At 64.4% G+C, this 17,109-nt stretch carries 14 protein-coding genes; 5 read left to right on the top strand and 9 right to left on the bottom strand.

Features of this window, described 5'->3' with window-relative positions; all coding sequences use genetic code 11:
* Positions 1-134: 134 nt before the first annotated feature.
* Complete coding sequence (locus GJ695_RS11080; protein WP_154364662.1) at positions 135-2,006, bottom strand: M61 family metallopeptidase; 1,872 nt, start codon at positions 2,004-2,006, stop codon at positions 135-137.
* A 222-nt stretch (positions 2,007-2,228) separates the two neighbouring features.
* On the opposite strand from GJ695_RS11080, the gene GJ695_RS11085 reads away from it, so the two are divergent.
* The 5 genes from GJ695_RS11085 to coaD all read left to right on the top strand — a co-directional run bounded on the left by GJ695_RS11085 (position 2,229) and on the right by coaD (position 7,607).
* Positions 2,229-2,687 carry an Hsp20 family protein gene (locus tag GJ695_RS11085; protein ID WP_154364664.1) on the top strand — a complete coding sequence of 153 codons (459 nt, stop codon included), beginning with the start codon at positions 2,229-2,231 and terminating at the stop codon, positions 2,685-2,687.
* A gap of 140 nt (positions 2,688-2,827) precedes the next feature.
* Complete coding sequence (locus GJ695_RS11090) at positions 2,828-4,324, top strand: Do family serine endopeptidase (protein WP_154364666.1); 1,497 nt, start codon at positions 2,828-2,830, stop codon at positions 4,322-4,324.
* A gap of 57 nt (positions 4,325-4,381) precedes the next feature.
* Positions 4,382-5,041 (top strand): response regulator, encoded by a 660-nt coding sequence (locus tag GJ695_RS11095; RefSeq protein WP_154359790.1) that lies wholly within the window; start codon positions 4,382-4,384, stop codon positions 5,039-5,041.
* Between the two features lie 8 nt (positions 5,042-5,049).
* Complete coding sequence (locus tag GJ695_RS11100; RefSeq protein WP_229260408.1) at positions 5,050-6,426, top strand: ATP-binding protein; 1,377 nt, start codon at positions 5,050-5,052, stop codon at positions 6,424-6,426.
* A gap of 32 nt (positions 6,427-6,458) precedes the next feature.
* A complete protein-coding gene (coaD, locus tag GJ695_RS11105) occupies positions 6,459-7,607 on the top strand; it encodes a pantetheine-phosphate adenylyltransferase (RefSeq protein WP_154364671.1) in 1,149 nt (382 codons plus the stop codon).
* On the opposite strand, the gene GJ695_RS11110 is transcribed toward coaD, so the two are convergent.
* The 8 genes from GJ695_RS11110 to GJ695_RS11145 all read right to left on the bottom strand — a co-directional run bounded on the left by GJ695_RS11110 (position 7,608) and on the right by GJ695_RS11145 (position 17,095).
* The gene (locus GJ695_RS11110) at positions 7,608-8,114 is read right to left on the bottom strand and encodes a hemerythrin domain-containing protein (protein ID WP_154364673.1); all 507 of its coding nucleotides are present in this window, start codon (positions 8,112-8,114) and stop codon (positions 7,608-7,610) included. It abuts the gene before it with no gap.
* A gap of 104 nt (positions 8,115-8,218) precedes the next feature.
* On the bottom strand, positions 8,219-8,944 hold the full coding sequence (locus GJ695_RS11115) for a tetratricopeptide repeat protein (protein WP_154364674.1): 726 nt from the start codon (positions 8,942-8,944) through the stop codon (positions 8,219-8,221).
* 1 nt (position 8,945) lies between these two features.
* Positions 8,946-11,063 (bottom strand): bifunctional 2',3'-cyclic-nucleotide 2'-phosphodiesterase/3'-nucleotidase, encoded by a 2,118-nt coding sequence (locus tag GJ695_RS11120; protein ID WP_154364676.1) that lies wholly within the window; start codon positions 11,061-11,063, stop codon positions 8,946-8,948.
* A gap of 76 nt (positions 11,064-11,139) precedes the next feature.
* Positions 11,140-12,849, bottom strand: coding sequence for a DUF3443 family protein (locus tag GJ695_RS11125; protein WP_154364678.1), 1,710 nt, complete (start codon positions 12,847-12,849; stop codon positions 11,140-11,142).
* Between the two features lie 12 nt (positions 12,850-12,861).
* Entirely contained in the window at positions 12,862-13,332 is a 471-nt protein-coding gene (locus GJ695_RS11130) for a DUF2844 domain-containing protein (RefSeq protein ID WP_154364680.1), read from the bottom strand.
* Positions 13,333-13,416: 84 nt separating this feature from the next.
* Positions 13,417-13,737 carry a CCDC90 family protein gene (locus GJ695_RS11135; RefSeq protein ID WP_154364682.1) on the bottom strand — a complete coding sequence of 107 codons (321 nt, stop codon included), beginning with the start codon at positions 13,735-13,737 and terminating at the stop codon, positions 13,417-13,419.
* A gap of 55 nt (positions 13,738-13,792) precedes the next feature.
* Positions 13,793-16,177, bottom strand: coding sequence for a TonB-dependent receptor plug domain-containing protein (locus tag GJ695_RS11140; protein ID WP_166455109.1), 2,385 nt, complete (start codon positions 16,175-16,177; stop codon positions 13,793-13,795).
* A 222-nt stretch (positions 16,178-16,399) separates the two neighbouring features.
* Positions 16,400-17,095: a PhzF family phenazine biosynthesis protein gene (locus GJ695_RS11145; RefSeq protein ID WP_229260409.1), complete on the bottom strand. Its 696-nt coding sequence runs from the start codon at positions 17,093-17,095 to the stop codon at positions 16,400-16,402.
* Positions 17,096-17,109 lie beyond the last annotated feature (14 nt).

Here is a 17,109-nt window from a genome sequence, read left to right on the forward strand (position 1 = left end):
CGATAATCCATCCGGCCGCGACGCCGCGCCCGTTATAACTCCGGGGTCAGGTCCCCCATTTCTACACGAGCTGTACCGTAGCGTGCGCTACGGTACAGCTCGTGTAGAAATGGGGGACCTGACCCCGGATTTTATTACTTCAGTGGTTGCAGGATCGCTTCCAGGCGGTCCGGCGTGCCGTCGATGCGTTCCAGGCGTGGATACTTCAGGCCGCCGTGGTAGTCGAGCGCGACGGTCTGGTACAGGGCGCCTTTTTTCACCAGCAGGTTGATCGGCTCTTTCGACGTCTTGGCCGCCGTCACTGCCGCGCGCAGCAGTTCAGGCTTGTAGGCGCGGCCGTTCACCGCCAGCAGCGTGGTGTTGCCCGACAGGCCGGCCTTGAAGCCGACGCCTTCCCACTGGAACGCTTCCAGCTTGCCTTCCGAACCGACCGAGAAGCCCAGCGAGTACTGGAAGTTGGCCGATTTGCTCAGGTCTTCCTGCGCCTTGAGGAAGTCGGTTGGCTTCTCTGCATACACCAGTTTCCAGCCGGCGCGGGCCAGGCCGTCCAGCGGAGCGCCCGGGCCGTGGCCGTCCAGGCGGGTGCGCAGGAACTTGGCCCACTCGTAGGGCTGCACCGCGTTGAGCGCCTTGACCACGTCGTCGAAGGTGTAGGGCTTGGCGACGTTGACGCCGTCATCCACGCCAAAGAAGGTTTTGGCGAAATCGTTCAGCGACTTTTTCTCGCCCGACAGTTCGCGGATCTTGGTGTCGGCGTCCAGCCAGATCAATTCGCCTTCCGAGTAGTAGTCCTCGGAACGCTGCCAGTTGTTCCAGCCTTGCGGACGGCGGGCGTTGATGATCGGGTCGTTGACCGTGTCCTGCACCGCGCGCCAGTCGCGGCCCTTGACGTTGTCGTAGCGGGCGGCGGTGGCGGCGATCATGTCGCGGGTGTTTTCAGGCTTGATCAGGCCGGCGCGCGCGGCCAGCACGGCGCCCCAGTACTGGGTCTGGCCTTCGTACACCCACAGCAGTTCGTTCTGCAGCGGCGTGTTGAAGTCGGCCACGGCCTGGCCGGCAGGACGGCGGAACTTGCCGTTCCACGAGTGGGTGAATTCGTGCGACAGCAGTTCGCGGCGCGCTTCGTATTTTTTCCACTCGGCGAAGTAGCCCAGCTTGACGCCGTTCTCGCTCGACTGGTGGTGCTCGCGGCCGATGCCGCCGAATTCATCGCTGATGGCGAACAGGAAATCGTAGTGTTTGTAGTGCTGCGAGTTGAACAGCTTGTAGGCCTGCTGCACCATTTCGCGGTGCGGGGCGATCTGTTCCGGCGTCGCTTCCAGCTGGTCGGCCGAGTCGGCCACCACGTTGAGGTGCACGGGAATTTTCGCGCCCGGATCGAGGTCGATGCGGCGGAAGTAGCGGCCGGCGAACAGCGGCGAATCGACCAGCGTCTCCAGGTCCAGCGGCTTGAAGGCGACGTCGTCGCCGGTGCGCGCCTGCTGCTCCAGCGCGCTGCCGTACTGCCAGCCGGCCGGCACGGTCAGGTTCGGCTGCACGGTGATCTTGTTGGTGGCGTAGCCGGCCGGGTACAGCGCCACCGATTGCCATTGCACGCCGAGGATGTCGTTGGTCATCGTGGTGCGGCCCTGGTTGGCTTCCACCGGCGACAGGTATTCGAACTCGACCTCGACGCCGCTGGCGCCCTTCGGCACGGTGAGGTGGAAGGCGAAGATGTTGACCGGATCGCGCGTCCATTCCAGCGGCTGGCCGTTGGCGCTGACCTTGAAGCCGGCGAACTGGTTGATCGCGCCGCTCGGGCCGTGATTGCCCGGAATCCATTGCGGATACAGCAGCGTCAGCTTGCCCGGCTTGGCCGGAATGCTTTCGCGCACGCGGAAGATCTGCTGCGCGGTGTTGCTGGCGTCTACTTTCAGAACGATGGTGCCCGGATAGGGCTGGTCGGAAGCCTGGGCGCTGAAGGCGGTAGCCAACACGGCGGCGAGTACGGCACGGGTCAAGGTCATGGTATGCACTAATCGGTTGAACAAGAGAACGAGTGTAGCACGCGGGCAACTTGCAAATCTCGCAAAAAGCATGACGCGGTGCAGCGAAAATTTTTTGCGCAAAACTCTTGAAAGGCGGGCCGGGCGACTTATATGGGAATCAGCGGTTGCCCAGATGGGGACCGCGAGAAGGGGATGCTCCCCGTTTTAACCATATCGCTTATTTTGACAAGGATATCTACCATGCGTACTTTTGACCTGGCACCACTGTATCGCTCCGCTATCGGCTTTGATCGTCTGGCACAACTGCTGAACGACGCCCAACGCAACGACGCCACCCCGAGCTATCCTCCCTACAACATCGAGCTGGTCTCGGAAGACCAATACCGCATCGTGATGGCGCTGGCCGGTTTCGACCGCTCGGAAATCGACATCACCTTCGAACGCGACTCGCTGCAAGTGGTCGGCCGCAAGCAGAAAGACGGCGTGGAACGCACCTATCTGCACCGTGGCATCGCAGCCCGCGATTTCGAACAGCGCTTCCAGCTGGCCAATCACGTCAAGGTGACCGGCGCCAGCTTCGACAACGGCATGCTCACCATCGAACTGGTGCGTGAGATTCCGGAAGCGCTGAAACCACGTAAAATCATCATCGATGGCGGCGAAAACGTCACCGCGCTGGAGCAACGCGCAGCGGCTTAATCCAGCTTTAATGTAGCATTTGCAACTGGCCGGGTAACCGGCCAGTTTTGCGTTGTAAGCCCGCATTTTGGTTAAGTAGGGCCTAAGTTTTTAGCGTCATATTGGATACATCTAAAGTCTTCACCCATAGGAGAACCGTTATGTCCAACTCTACTCTCAAACGCGCAGCCGTCGCAGTCGCCGTCCTGGGCGTGGTCGGCGTCGGCGGTGCAGTCGCTGTCAAACAGAATGCCGCCGTTGCCGCCGCCACCGTACCTGCCGCCACCGTCGCCCAGGCCGGCATCCCTGCGCCGGTCGCCGCGCCGCCCATTGCGCTGCCCGACTTCAGCGTCATCGTCGCCCAGAACGGCCCGGCCGTGGTCAACATCAACGTCACCGGCAGCACCAAGACCGCCTTCGATCCGGACGCCCAGCAAGGCCGCAACGATCCGTATGCGGACGATCCTTTCTATGAATTCTTCCGCCGCTTCCAGGGCCAGCAGCGTGGCCCGCAACAACGCCAGGCGCCGACGCACGGCCTGGGGTCCGGCTTCATCATCAGCCCGGACGGCATCATCCTGACCAACGCCCACGTGGTGCGCGACGCCAGCGAAGTCGTGGTCAAGCTGACCGACCGCCGCGAATTCCGCGCCAAGGTGCTCGGTTCCGATCCGCAAAGCGACGTCGCGGTGCTGAAGATCGACGCCAAGAACCTGCCGGTGGTGCCGCTGGCCAAGGGCAACGACCTGAAAGTAGGTGAATGGGTGCTGGCGATCGGTTCGCCATACGGCCTTGATAACACCGTGACCGCCGGCGTGGTCAGCGCCAAGGGCCGCTCGCTGCCGGATGGTAACGTGCCGTTCATCCAGACCGACGTGGCCGTCAATCCGGGCAATTCGGGCGGTCCGCTGTTCAACACGCGTGGCGAAGTGGTCGGCATCAACTCGCAGATCTATAGCCAGACCGGCGGCTACCAGGGCTTGTCGTTCGCCATCCCGATCGATGTGGCCAGCAAGATCAAGAACCAGATCGTCTCCACCGGCAAGGTGGTGCACGCCAAGCTGGGCGTGGAAGTGCAGGAAGTGAACCAGGGCTTTGCCGATTCCTTCGAACTGGCCACGCCGGAAGGCGCGCTGATCGCCAACGTCGAACGCGGCGGTCCGGCCGACAAGGCCGGCCTGAAGGCGGGTGATGTGATCCGTTCGGTCAACGGTCAGAAGATCGTCAGTTCGGTCGATCTGCCGTCCATGGTGGGCCTGTCGACGCCGGGCGAGAAGATCACGCTGGACGTCTGGCGCCAGGGCAAACCGGTGCGCATCGTCGCCACGCTGGGCAACGCCACCGATAAGGTCGCCAAGGGCGATGCGCCGGTGGCCGATCAGGCCAGCGCCAAGCTGCGCCTGGGCCTGTCGCTGCGCCAGCTGGACCCGTCGGAGCGCCGTGAATCCGGCATCGCCAGCGGCTTGCTGATCCAGGATGCCGGCGGCGCGGCGGCCGATGCCGGCGTGCAGGCGGGCGACGTGCTGCTGTCGGTGAACGGCCGTCCGGTCAACAGTGTGGATCAGGTGCGCGAGGTGGTGGGCAAATCGTCCAAGTCGGTGGCATTGCTGATCCAGCGCGGCGACGATAAAATCTTCATACCGGTGCGCTTAGGCTAAGGTTACACTGCGGCTACGGGCCGGCAGAACGCTCAACAAAAATAGAAAGGAAATAACATGCGACTTCTGCTGGTAGAAGACGACACAATGATCGGCGAGGTAGTGCTGGACCTGTTACGGGCCGAGCACTACGCCGTCGACTGGGTCAAGGACGGCGCCATGGCCGACACCGCGCTGCAAACCCAGACCTACGATCTGGTGCTGCTGGACCTGGGCCTGCCGCGCAAGGACGGCCTCGACGTGCTGCGCTCGATGCGCCTGCGCAAGGAGCTGACCCCGGTGCTGATCGCCACCGCGCGCGACGCCAAGGAACAGCGTATCGCCGGCCTCGACGCCGGCGCCGACGACTACGTGCTCAAACCCTACGACCTCGACGAGTTGCTGGCCCGCATCCGCGCGCTGCTGCGCCGTTCGGCCGGCCGCGCCGAGCCGGTGTTTGAACACGGCAACGTCACGGTCAATCCGCAGACCCGCGAAGTCATCGCCGACGGCAAGCCGGTCAGCCTGTCGGCGCGCGAATGGGCGGTGCTGGAAGCGCTGATCGCGCGGCCCGGCATCGTGCTGTCGCGCCACCAGCTGGAGGAAAAACTGTACAGCTGGAAGGATGAAGTCAACAGCAACGCGGTGGAAGTCTATATTCACGGCCTGCGCAAGAAGCTCGGCGCGGAACTGATTCAGAACGTGCGCGGCCTGGGATACATGGTGCCCAAACTATGAAGGTAAGGATGCCACCGCTGCCGCGCGTGCCGGTGGTCACCCACTCGCTGCGCGGCCGCCTGCTGTGGTTCCTGCTGGCCGCCATCACCATGGCGGCCTTTGCCCAAGCGATGATCGCCTACCGCAGCGCGCTGAGCGACGCCGACCAGATCTTCGACTACCACATGCAGCAGATGGCGATGTCGCTGCGTTCCAGCGCCACGCTGACCAACAAGGCGGCCGACACGGCGGCCGATCCCGAAAACGACGACCTGGTGGTGCAGGTGTGGACGCCGGACGGTGCGCAGGTGTTCCGTTCGCTGTCGCGCGCGGCCTTGCCGCAGCGGGCCGTGCTGGGTTTCTCCAACGTCCGCGTCAACAACACGACCTACCGCGTGTTCTCGGTGCAGACTTCCAACCAGACGGTGCAGATCGCCCAGGACATGGCGGTGCGCCAGCGCATGGCCGGCACGCTGGCGCTGCGCACGGTGGGCCCGATCGCCGTCATGGCGCCGGTGCTGATGCTGGTGGTGTGGTGGGTGGTGTCCGGTTCGCTGGCGCCGGTGTCGCGCGTCAAGCGCCAGGTGGCGGCGCGCCAGGCCGAGGATCTGTCGCCGGTGTCGGAAAACGATTTGCCCGATGAAGTGCTGCCGCTGGTGCAGGAGCTGAACCTGCTGTTTGTGCGCGTGCGCACGGCGTTCGAGGCGCAGCAGCACTTTGTGGCCGATGCCGCGCATGAACTGCGCACGCCGCTGGCGGCGCTGAAGTTGCAGGTGCTGAGCCTGGAGCGCGCGCCGGACGAGGCGGCGCGCAAGGTGGCGGTGTCGCGCGTCACGGCCGGCATCGAGCGCGCCACGCGGCTGGTGGAGCAGTTGCTGGTGCTGGCGCGGCAGGAGGGCGGCAGCGAGGAGGTCAAGCCGGAGACGGTCAACCTGGCCGACGTGGTCAAGCGCGTGCTGGGCGACATGAACGGCCTGGCGCAGGCGCGCCAGATCGACCTCGGCCTGCACCATGCCGACGATGTGGTGGTGGCCGGCCATCCGGACGCGCTGCTGATCCTGCTGCGCAACCTGATCGACAACGCCATCAAGTACACGCCGGCCGGCGGCACGGTCGATATCGACCTGCGGCGTAGCGTGGCCGCCACAAAAAACGCCAAGCCGCGTATTGTGCTGAGCGTGGAGGATTCCGGTCCCGGCATTCCGGCCGACGAGCGCGAACGGGTGTTCAGCCGCTTCTACCGCGTGCCCGGCAGCCCGGCCGGCGGCAGCGGCCTGGGCATGGCGATCGTGCAGTCGATTGCCGAGCGCCACGGCGCCGTGCTGTCGCTCGACCAGTCCGAGCGTTTGGGCGGGCTGAAGGTAAAAGTCGATTTTCCTGAGACTGTCAGGGCCACTCCGGTCTAAAATGCCGTTTTGACACGGTGTTGGAGTGGCGCATGAAGAAAATCGGATTTTCGGGAACCCTGGACCCGATCACCAACGGTCACATGTGGGTGATCAACGAAGCCCGTTCGCTGGCGGACGAGGTGGTGGTGTTCCTGTCTGAAAATCCGGCCAAGAAGCCCAAGTTCACGGCCGAGGAGCGCAAGAGCATCATCGCGCTCAGTTGCGCCGAGCAGGGCTGGGACAATGTCTCGGTGGTCATCGTGCGCGGCGACTACACGGCGCGCGCGGCCAAGAAGCAGGGCGTCGAATGCCTGATCCGCGGCATCCGCACCACCGCCGACTTCGATTACGAAAACCTGATCCAGCAAACCAACGTCGACGTGCTGCAAGGCGCCAAGACCGTGTTTGTCATGCCGCCCCGCGACCTGGGCTCGGTCAGTTCGTCCTTCGTCAAGGCGCTGGAAGGGCCGATCGGCTGGAACTGGATCATGAAGAAATTCGTGCCGGGTCCGGCGTATCACGCCTGGGTGCTGAGCTGGCTGCGCAAGGAGTGGGAAACGCTGTGGGACTATGAACACCGCGACGCCACCGCCATCGCCCATGCCGACGACTGGTTCGTGCGGCTGACCGGCGCCGGCTGCTACGGCGGCGCGGCGCGGCACTATCACAACCTCGACCACCTGGTCCACGGCCTGAGCGAGATCCGCGTGTGGGCCTCCAATACGCGTCCGGACCCGGCGGACGTGGACATCATCAAGCAGGCGTTCTGGTTCCACGATGCCGAGTATGGCCATGGCGGCGATCCGGCGGCGCCAAGCAACGAGGAAGCCAGCGCGCAGATGTGGCTGGGCAGCTACCTGGGACAGGAGATGGGCGACGCGGCCGAACTGATACGCGCCACCGATCACTTCCAGGAAGCGTCGATCACGCACCGGCTGAAGGATGTGCTGCTGAGTGTGGACCTGGCGATCCTGGGACAGGACGACGAGGTGTACCAGAACTATGCGCGGGCGATCCGGCAGGAGTACATCCACCTGCCGGACGCCAAGTACCGCGAGCAGCGCGGCTCGGCGCTGGCGCACCTGAGCCGCAAGGCCCAGGAAGGCCAGCTGTTCGGCAACGCTTACTTCTCCGACCAGTACAACGAGCGGGCCATCGACAATATGCAGCGCGAGATGGAGCGGCTGGCGGTCAACTGATCAGGTCGGCGGCAGTTCGATCTGTTCCTTGCGGATGGCGATGGCTTCGCCCAGCGCCATCAGGTCCAGCTTGGCCTTGCGCGCTTTCGGGAACATTTCCTCCTCTTCTTCCTTGACGTGGTGGTCGATCAGCTCGCCCAGCACCTTGACCTTGGCGTCGAACAGGTCCTCGGTCGGCTCCATGCTGATGATCTGCGCGATCAGGTCCTTGGCCGACGCATGCTCGACCACGGCCTCGTCCACCATGTCTTCGTCCTTGGTGGCTTTGCGCACGGCCGGGTAGAAAATTTCTTCTTCCGCCGTGGCGTGCTTGGTCAGCTCTTCGCAGATTTGCATTGCCAGCTTGTGCTTGCTGACGTGCGCGCGGTCGCCCAGCTCTTCATACTGCTCGAACATCGATTTGACGTGCTCGTGGTCTTCGGTGAGCAGCGTGATCGCGTCCTGTGGTGCGGTGGCGGTGGGGATGGGCTTGGGCAGCTTGCTGTGCGAGTGGGAAGTGGTTCTCATGTCGGCTCCTTGCGTGGCTAATGAACTGGCGGGGGATTACCAGTTCAGTCTAGGAGCCGACATCTACTGCGTCTGTGCGCTGTTCAACGCATTGCCTGGAGCGTTCAGAAGCGATTCCAGTTGTTGCGGCGGTGCTCGCTGGCTTCCTTCATCAGGTGGCTGGCGCGCAGCTCATCCTTGGGCGACAGGGCGTCGCCCAGCTGGACCGTCATCGCCAGTTCCTGGATGGCCGGCGGATATTCGTGCTCGGCCGCTTCTTCCAGCATCTCGCGGGCCTTGGCGCTGTCTTGCGCCACGCCCAGACCTTCACGGTAGATGTTGGAGAGCAGGAACATCGCATGCGCGTTGCCAAGACTGCTGGCTTGCGCCAGCAAGCGCGCCGCCTGTGCATCGTCGCGCGGCACGCCGTTGCCGTTCTTGACCATCAGCGCCAGGGCCAGGGCGGCCTTGGCGTGCTGATGCTGGGCGGCCATGGCGTACCACGGCGCGGCGGCGGCCGGCGCGGGCTGCACGCCCAGCACGCCGACGCGCAGCATTTCGCCGAGCTGGAACGCAGCTTCGACATCGCCGCCACGCGCCGCCTGCTCGAACAGCTTGAGCGCGTCGGCGCGTTGCTCGGGGCGCGTCTGGTACAGGATGGCCAGCTCGCGCTGGGCCACCGGCATGCGTTGCGCCGACCACGCCATCAGCTTGCGCTCGGCCTGGGCATCGGCTTCCTGCTTGGCTTTCATGCCGATCACTTCGATTTGCGCCGAGGTCGGTTTTTCCTGCTGGATCTGGCATCCGAACAGGAACACCGAACTCACGAGGGCGGTGGTCAGGGCGCGCATATTATTTGCTCAGGTCGATGGTGTATTTGCCGAAGCCGCTGGCGTCCAGGCCGCCTTCAGCCGTCACCGCCGTCAGGCCGCTGCTCTTGGCCAGCGCCAGGTGGCCCGGCGCCGAACGCAGGATCACCGGACCGGCCGTCGCCACTTTCACGAAGCTCCAGCTGCGCGCGCTGCCGTTGGTGGCCAGCGTGACCTTGCCGGTGGCCGCGCCTTGCGCCGTCAGGTAGTTGCTGACCACGGTCTGGTTGGCGTCCGGCGACTTGATGATGGTCTTGCTGCCGTCGATGCCAGGCACGGCGCCGCCGCCGCCCGCGCGGTAGTCGTTGGTGGCGACGATGAAGTCATCGCCATCCGCCACAGCCTTGCCCAGGTAGGTCAGGTTGACGATGCGGCTGCCGGCTGGCTTGGTGACGTCGATCTGGTAGGTCAGCGCATTGTTTTCGGCGTAGAACACGTCGTAGTTGTAGATCGTGCCATACGACGGCACCAGGTCCTGCTCGGCGGTCTTGGTCGGATCGATCTGGCCGAACTGTTTGGCGGCCGTTTCCAGCCAGGCCTTCAGGTCGGAACCCTTGATCTTCACCGCTTGCAGGTTGTTGTTCGAGTACAGGTACAGGTCGCCTGGATTACGCACTTGCAGGCCGATCGGCGCGGTTGCGCTGGCGCCCGGCGCGACGTCGGTGAAGTCGCTGGCGCCATTGCGGCCGGCCTTGAACGGCGCACTGCACGAGATCACCGGAATGTTCTTGTAGCTGGCGATGGTGGCGTCGGTGCTGGTGGCAATGAAGTTCTTCACGTATGCCAGCTGGGCCTGGTTGACGAGCTGGATCGCGGTGACGTCGCCGGCCAGCGAGAAGTACGAGGACATCTCGAAGTCGGTGGTCACGCCCAGCGGCTGCTTGGCGTAGGCGATGGTGGCGGCGTGCTCGGTGGCGATCAGCGGCGCGACGCTGCTGTCGGCGGCCACGTTGGTGGTGCCGTCGGTGTACTTGAAGCCGCGCGATTCGACCGTGGTCTTGGTTGGCTGCACCACCCACTTGCCGCTGGTGTAGGCCAGCGTCATCTTGATGATGCCGAGGCGACGGCCCCAGCTCTGTGCCATCACGGTCGGCACGCCGTTGACGAAGCCGTTGACGGCGTCGATGTTGGCGCTGGCCGGGAAGGAAGCGAACGATGGGTCCAGTGCGGCGGCGCCGGTCTCTTTGCCTTTCGGGAAGATCAGGTGCGAGTGGCCGATCAGCAGCGCGTCGATGCCGGTGCTGGTCAGATGGTACGAACCGTTTTCCATTTTCGGGCTGTAGGTGCTTGGATCCAGGCCGCCGTGCGACAGCGCCACCACCAGGTCGGCGCCCTTGGTGCGCATTTCAGGCACGTACTGCTTGGCTGCTTCCTGCACGCCGGTGATGGCGACCTTGCCGGCCAGGTTTTTCTGATCCCATTCCAGGATCTGCGGCGGCACGAAGCTCATGATGCCGATGTTCATCTTGACGTCCAGCTTGGTGCCGTCCGGCTTGGTGGCCGAGAAGGTGCGCGCCAGCAGCGAATATGGCTGCACGATCGGCTTGCCGCTGGCCACGCCGGTGACGTTGGTCAGCACCAGCGGGAAGGTCGGCGCGCCGCAGGTGCCGGTCGGCTTGGTCACGCCCGGAATGCCGAAGTCGGTATTGGTGATCTGGCTCAGCAGTGGCAGGCCGTAGTTGAATTCGTGGTTGCCGAAGCCGCCGCCATCGTACTTCATGGCGTTCATGACTTTATGCACGGCCATGGTGTCGGAGCAGGCGATCGGCTTGGTGACGGCCTGCATGTCGCCCAGCAGCGTGCCCTGGATGACGTCGCCGTCGTCGAGCAGCAGGTTGTTCGGGTTTTCGGCGCGCGCGGCCTTGACCAGCGTCGAGGTGCGCTCCAGGCCCAGGCTGGTGTCCTCGGCCAGCGAGTAGTAGTTGTAGCTCATCACGTTGGCGTGGATGTCCGTGGTTTCCATCAGCGCCAGGGTGACCGTCGTGCCTTCCGGGATCGCCGGCGTGGCTGGTGGAGTCACTGCAACAGGATTGTTATCGCCGCCGCATGCTACCAGGCCGGCCGCAGTCATGGCGGCCAGCATCACCAAATTCAATTTCATCGCTACCTCGAAGAGTGGGAAAATTCAAGGTTGCGACTTTAGCTAGTTATCGTGACAACACGATGACATTTCTCAATCAATACGCCCAGTACGGTCCGGTCTTGCCGGCCACGGTATTGTTTTCCATCACCACGAACACGCGGCGGCCGTAGAAGAACGGCATGCCCCAGTCGAAGTAGTTGCCGGAAGAGCTGCCGCTGCCCACCGTGCCGCCGACCTGCGCGGCGTTGATGGTCGAGGCCAGGTTGACCAGGTTGACCACGTTGAAGTTGACGGCGCCAGTGGCGCTGTTGTCGGACGCGGTGTTGGTGGCGGTCAGCGACAGGGGCGAGGCGGGGCAGTAGAAGTCGCCGCCCGAGCACTGGCGGATGCTGCTGTCGCTGAAGAAGTAGCCGTTCAAGCCGCTGTCGATGAAGCTGGCGGTGTAGTTTTTGCCGTTGTAGGTGGTGGTGAAGTCGCCGCTGCTGTTGGCCTTGAAGATGGTCTCGCTGGCGATGGTGTTGTTGCTTTGCGTGTTGACGCCGAACACCAGCGTGCCGCTGACCGAGGTCAGGCCGGCCGCGCCGACGCTGGGCATGGTGATCAGCAGGCCGTTGTTGTTGACGGCGAACGAATTTACCGGATTGCTGATCTGCTTGGCCAGCGGCATGGCGCTGGCGCTGCAGCTGCCGCTGGCGCAGGCGTAGTAGATGCCGCTGATGGCGGCGTTGACGCATGACGTGCCGCAGTCCTGCTTGAACATGCCGACGCCGAGGATGCCCTTGGCGCCCATGGCCGACAGCGTGCCCAGGTTGGTGCCGGCGCTGCTGCAGCTCGACGGCGTGCTGGTGTAGCTGCTGCCGGTGTCGCCGATGACCTGGATCGAGATGGCGGACGCCACCTCGTCGGCCATCTTGACGTCGGCCTGGCGCACCGCGCCCCAGGTGTAGCCGCTGATGAACTTGCCGCATTCGCCGGCGTCGGCGCCGGCGGCGGTGGTGACGGCCGGCAGCGCCAGCGTCGAGTTGAGCTGGCTGGCCAGCAGGCGCAGGCCGTAGGAGCCGGTGTCGAGCAGTACATGGTCGATGGTCTGACAGGTGGTGGTGCCCGGACGGCAGACGGTGACGCTGACATACGGCACGTTGATCACGCCGCTGACGCCGCTCGGGCCGCTGTCGACCAGGATCGCGGTGCTGTTGCTGAGCGCGGCCGTGACGCTGAGCACGCTGCTGGCGTTGGCCGTGCCGCCGTCGCCGGTGCAGGCCATGCTGTAGGTGAAACTGCCGCTCGCGGTCGGCGTGATGGTGACCGCGCCGGAAGTGGCTTTGCTGCCGCTCCAGGCGCCGCTGGCGGTGCAGCTGGTGGCGTTGGCCGACGACCAGCTCAACACGGTACTCTGGGCGGTGGTGATGTTGGCCGGCGCCAGCGTCAGGCTGACGCTTGGCGACGGCGGCGGCGTGGCGACGGTGACCACGGCGGTGTTGCTGGCGCTGCCGCAGGTGAGGGTGTAGTTGGCGGTGCCGGCGTCGCCGGCGGTGACGGTCTGGGTGCCGCTGGTGGCCACCGTGCCGCTCCAGGCGCCGGAGGCGGTGCAGGTGCTGCCGCTGGCGTTGGCGACGCTCCAGGTCAGCGTCACCACCTGGCCGGTGGTGGTGGCGGTCGGCGTCGCACTGATGCTGACCACCGGCGTGATGGCGGCCATCGATTCGGTGGCGCCGGTGGCGGTGCTGGTGGACGACGAACCGCCGCCGCCGCATGCCGCCAGTGCCAGGCACAGCAGGGCGCCTGCGAGGTGAAGGTATTTCATGCAGACTTCCTTTTATTCGATGGTGGAGGTGTCGAAACCGGCCGGCAGCGCGCTGGGGATCCAGGCCTGGCCGGCGAATGCGCGCATGTGGCCGTTGGAGACGATGACCACGTCCGACTGGTTGACGGCCAGCTGCGAATGGCCGGCTTTCGGACGTTTTTCGGCGTTGCTGGTCATGGCGGCGAACTTGTCGCCCAGCAGGGTGCGCAGGTCGGGCAGTGTCGGGCCGCTCCAGCTGACGGCGAACACCACGCCGTTGGCATCGGTGTATTCGCGCACGATGGTGCCGCTGTCGAGCGTGCTTTGGCTGACGGTGTAGACGGCGGTGGTGGCGTCGACCGTGGTGGCCGCCAGGCTGCGTGCGGCCATTTTGGTCTTGGCGGTGGCGCCGTCGAAATTGGACGGCGAACTGCCCAGTGCGGCCCAGGCGAGCGCGCCTTGCAGCAGGGACAGGAATAACATCAGGGTGATTGCGCGGCGCATCGCACGCTCCATTGCCGAAAATAAAGACAATGCGAGTTTAGAACGGTCGCGCGTTGGGATAAGTTAGCGAGATGTAAGCAAACGTTACATCTTGGGCTGGGGGGCCGGGGCCGGCTGGGTGTAGATGACCACCGGCGGCAAAGGCGCGGGCGGCGTCGCCTTCGGCACGGCGTTGTTCAGCACGAAGGTCATGACAACGATTCCCGTGCCGCTCATGACAATCGCTGTGCCGACAATCCACTTGATAATGTCGGCAAAGCCTTTGTGCATTTCGGCCCTTAAGTCGCCAATCTGCTCATTGAGGTCGGCTTTGGTGGCGCATTGTTCCAGACGTTCCTCGATTCTCACCAAACGCTCTCGGGTGTCGGTCATCAATTCTTCGAGTTTTGCGATCCTGGTTTCCATACCAGGATCGTATTCCCCGTCACAGCCGCCGTCAAACGCGCGGCCTTGAGCCAGATCAGAACTTCACGTAGAGCCTGCCGAAGTAGGAGGCGCCGTTCAGGCCGAACTGCACCGACTCGTACTTGAAGCCGTTGTCGGTCTCATCCGGATTCTGCGTGGTCGGATGCACGTTGAAGATGTTGTTGCCGCCAAACGAGAACTTCATGTTCTTGTTGATGGTGTACGTAAAGCTCAGGTCGGCCGATGCCTTGGCGTCGTAGTGCTGGTTGGCCACGCCGGCAGCGGTGCCGCTGTAGGTGCCCAGCGTCTGTGGGCCGAAATAGATCAGCTTCAGGTCGGTTTCCCAGGCGCTGTGCGTGTAGTCGAAGCCCAGCGTGGCCTTCGAGCGCGGCGCGCCTTGCTCGATGTACAGGCGTTCCTTCTCCGACAGCAGCACATCCTCGTAGCCCTTCAGCGACGCCGGCGCATGGATGCCGGTCACCTCGGTCTTGCTGACGTTGAGCGCCAGGAAGGTGGTCAGCTTGTCGGCGCCGAAATTGGCCTTGTGCGATGCGGTCAGGTCCAGGCCCTTGGTCTTGGTGTCGACCGAGTTGACGAAGAACTGCGCCTGGCCCACGCCCAAGGTCGCCAGCTTGGCGGCCAGGTCAGGGTAGTTGCTGTCGTCAAAGCGGCCGGACAGTACGATGCGGTCCTTGATCTTGATCTGGTACAGGTCGGCGGTGACGGACACGGCTTGCGTCGGCGTCCAGGTCGAGCCCAGCGTGAAGCTGGTGGATTTCTCTTCCTTCAGCTTCGGAATGCCGGCCAGGTTGGTGACCGCGCTGTTGTTCGGCGCCAGCACCACGTCGGTCGGCACGCCGCCGATGAAGTCGGTGAAGGTCGACGAGAAATACATCTGCTGCAGCGACGGCGCGCGGAAGCCGGTCGAGGCCGAGCCGCGCAACAGCACCGTCGGCGCCACGCGCCAGCTGCCGGCCAGCTTGCCGGTGGTGGTCGAGCCGAAGTCGCTGTACTTCTCGTAGCGCACCGCGCCCTGGGCCTTGACGGTATCGGTCAGGTCCGCTTCCAGATCGAGGTAGGCGGCGACGTTGTGGCGGTTGGCGTTGACCTGGTCGGCCGGCTGGAAGCCGGGGAAGCCCTGGCTGCCGGCCGCGCCGCCAATGCCGACACCGTCGGCGTCGATGTAGGAACCTGGTTCGCCGGCATAGATCTTGTAGTTCTCGTGACGGTACTCGGCGCCGAAGGCGACGTTCAGGCCACGGCCCAGCACGCCATCAAAGTAGCGGTTGAAGTCGAGGTTGGTGGTCAGCTGCTCGAACGAGAAGCCGCCGGCGCCGAAGCTGGTCGGGCTGATGCCCTTGCCGCCGGCCAGCAGATCCTTGTTGGCGATCGACGCGTTCAGCGTGTTGCTGATGTCGTAGATCATCTTGTTGTAGCCGTAGGTCTGCGACAGGTCCATATTCCATTCGCCCACCTGGTTGCGGTGGCCGATGGTGGCGTAGCGGTCGTCGATCTGCGCGTTGATGAACGGCACGAAACCGTTCGGGTACATGGCGGCCGAGTTGCGCGACGGGATGTCGTCGCTGTCGATGCCGCCGCGTGCCCAGGCGCCGGAGGACGCGTCGCGGCTTTGCGCGCCGGCGGTCAGGTACAGGCGGCCGCTGCCGATGGTCGGCAGTTCGCCGTTCAGGTACAGGGTCTGGTTCTTGGTCTTGCTGTCGCCGATGGTGCGCGGATTGCCGTCTTCGGCGCGGTTGGAGCGGCCACGGTCGAGGTACTCGCCGGTGATGCCGAGCACGCCGCCGTTGCCGATGTCGACGCCGCAGTAGGCCGACGCCATGTAGTTCTTGCCGTCGCGGCGCGAATATTCGCTGAAGCCGGCGACCGCTTCGCAGCCCTTGGATTTTTTCAGGCCGATGTCCATCACGCCGGCGATCGCGTCCGAGCCGTACTGGGCGGCGGCGCCGTCACGCAGGATTTGCACATCCTTGATGGCCAGCATCGGGATGGCGTTCATGTCGGTGCCGGTATTGCCGCGGTTGCGCGCGCCGAACAGGTTGACCAGCGCCGTGGTGTGGCGGCGCTTGCCGTTGACCAGCACCAGGGTCTGGTCCGAGCCGAGGCCGCGCAGCGCGGCCGAATCGACCAGGTCGGCGCCGTCGGAGCCGGTCTGGCGGGTCGAGTTGAACGAAGGAGAGATATAGGTCAGGGTCTGCGCCAGGTCGAACTGGCCGCCGGATTCGCTGACTTTGCTCAGCGGGATGACATCGACCGGCACCACGGTGTCGGTGGCCGAGCTGGTGGCGCGGCGCGAGCCGACCACGCTGACCGATTGCATGGAAGTGTCCGTTTGCGCGTAGACGTCCGGCGTCACGGCGACTGCGCTGGCGCCATACAGGCTGACCAGGACGGCTTTACGTAGAGTTTTTGTTTTGAACACGTGTGGTCTCCCATGAAAAATTTGATTTTATGCAAATAGTTCATATAGATAGCTGTTTTTGTAGCAATTTCCGGTGCAAACATTATTTTGTGTTGTATGCACGCGCCACTCCGGTGTTCACTCTACGTAGCACTACGCAAATCCGGTTTTGCCTCCGATTAAAATACTTTCATCACGGAACTCCGTGCGCAGCAGGCAGGGCGTGCCGAGGTTGGCGCCCTGCTACAGGATCAGGCCGGTTTTCAGCAGGACGGTGAGGGCGCCGGCCGCCACGCCGGTGGCGGCGTCTTCGGCAGCCGGATCGAGGTGATTGAGGTTGCGGCCCTCCAGCGCGCCGTCCGGACGGCGGCACCAGACATAGCAGCCGTTGACGCCGTGCCGCCGGCTCCAGTCGGTGATGCGCGCCAGGTCCGGCGTCAGCGCTTGCAGCGTGACGCTGTCGGCCACTTCCAGCAGCAGCTTGGGGCTGCCGACCGAGGCGATCACTGGCGGCGAGGCCAGCGCGATGCCGGGCGCGGCCAGCAGCTGCGCCGCCAGTTCCTGCGAGACCGCTACGGCCAGGGCCGCTTGCGGCGCCAGCGCGATGAACACTTCGCCGTCTTGCAGGATCAGGCTCAATGGCTGATTGTGCATGGCGGTGCGCACTTCCAGCTGCGGCCGCTCGGCCGACAGCAACACGCGCGCCGCCGCCAGCGTGGCGTGCAGGCACAGCGGACTGCGCTTGTGTGGATAGAAATAGTCCAGCACGATGCGGCCATCCGCCGTGTCGATGAACACGCAGGCCGGCTTGTTGCGTTCGGTGGCGAACTGCTGGCGCTGCCCGGCGCCGGCCGGACCATGCTGCACCACCAGCGCGGCATTGCCGCCGCCCGCTGCGATGCCGAAGCAGAGCAGTTCCTGTACTTGTGCTGTTTGCATCCCGATCCCCTGTC

Source organism: Duganella alba (genome assembly GCF_009674495.1).
GTDB lineage: Bacteria > Pseudomonadota > Gammaproteobacteria > Burkholderiales > Burkholderiaceae_D > Rugamonas > Rugamonas alba.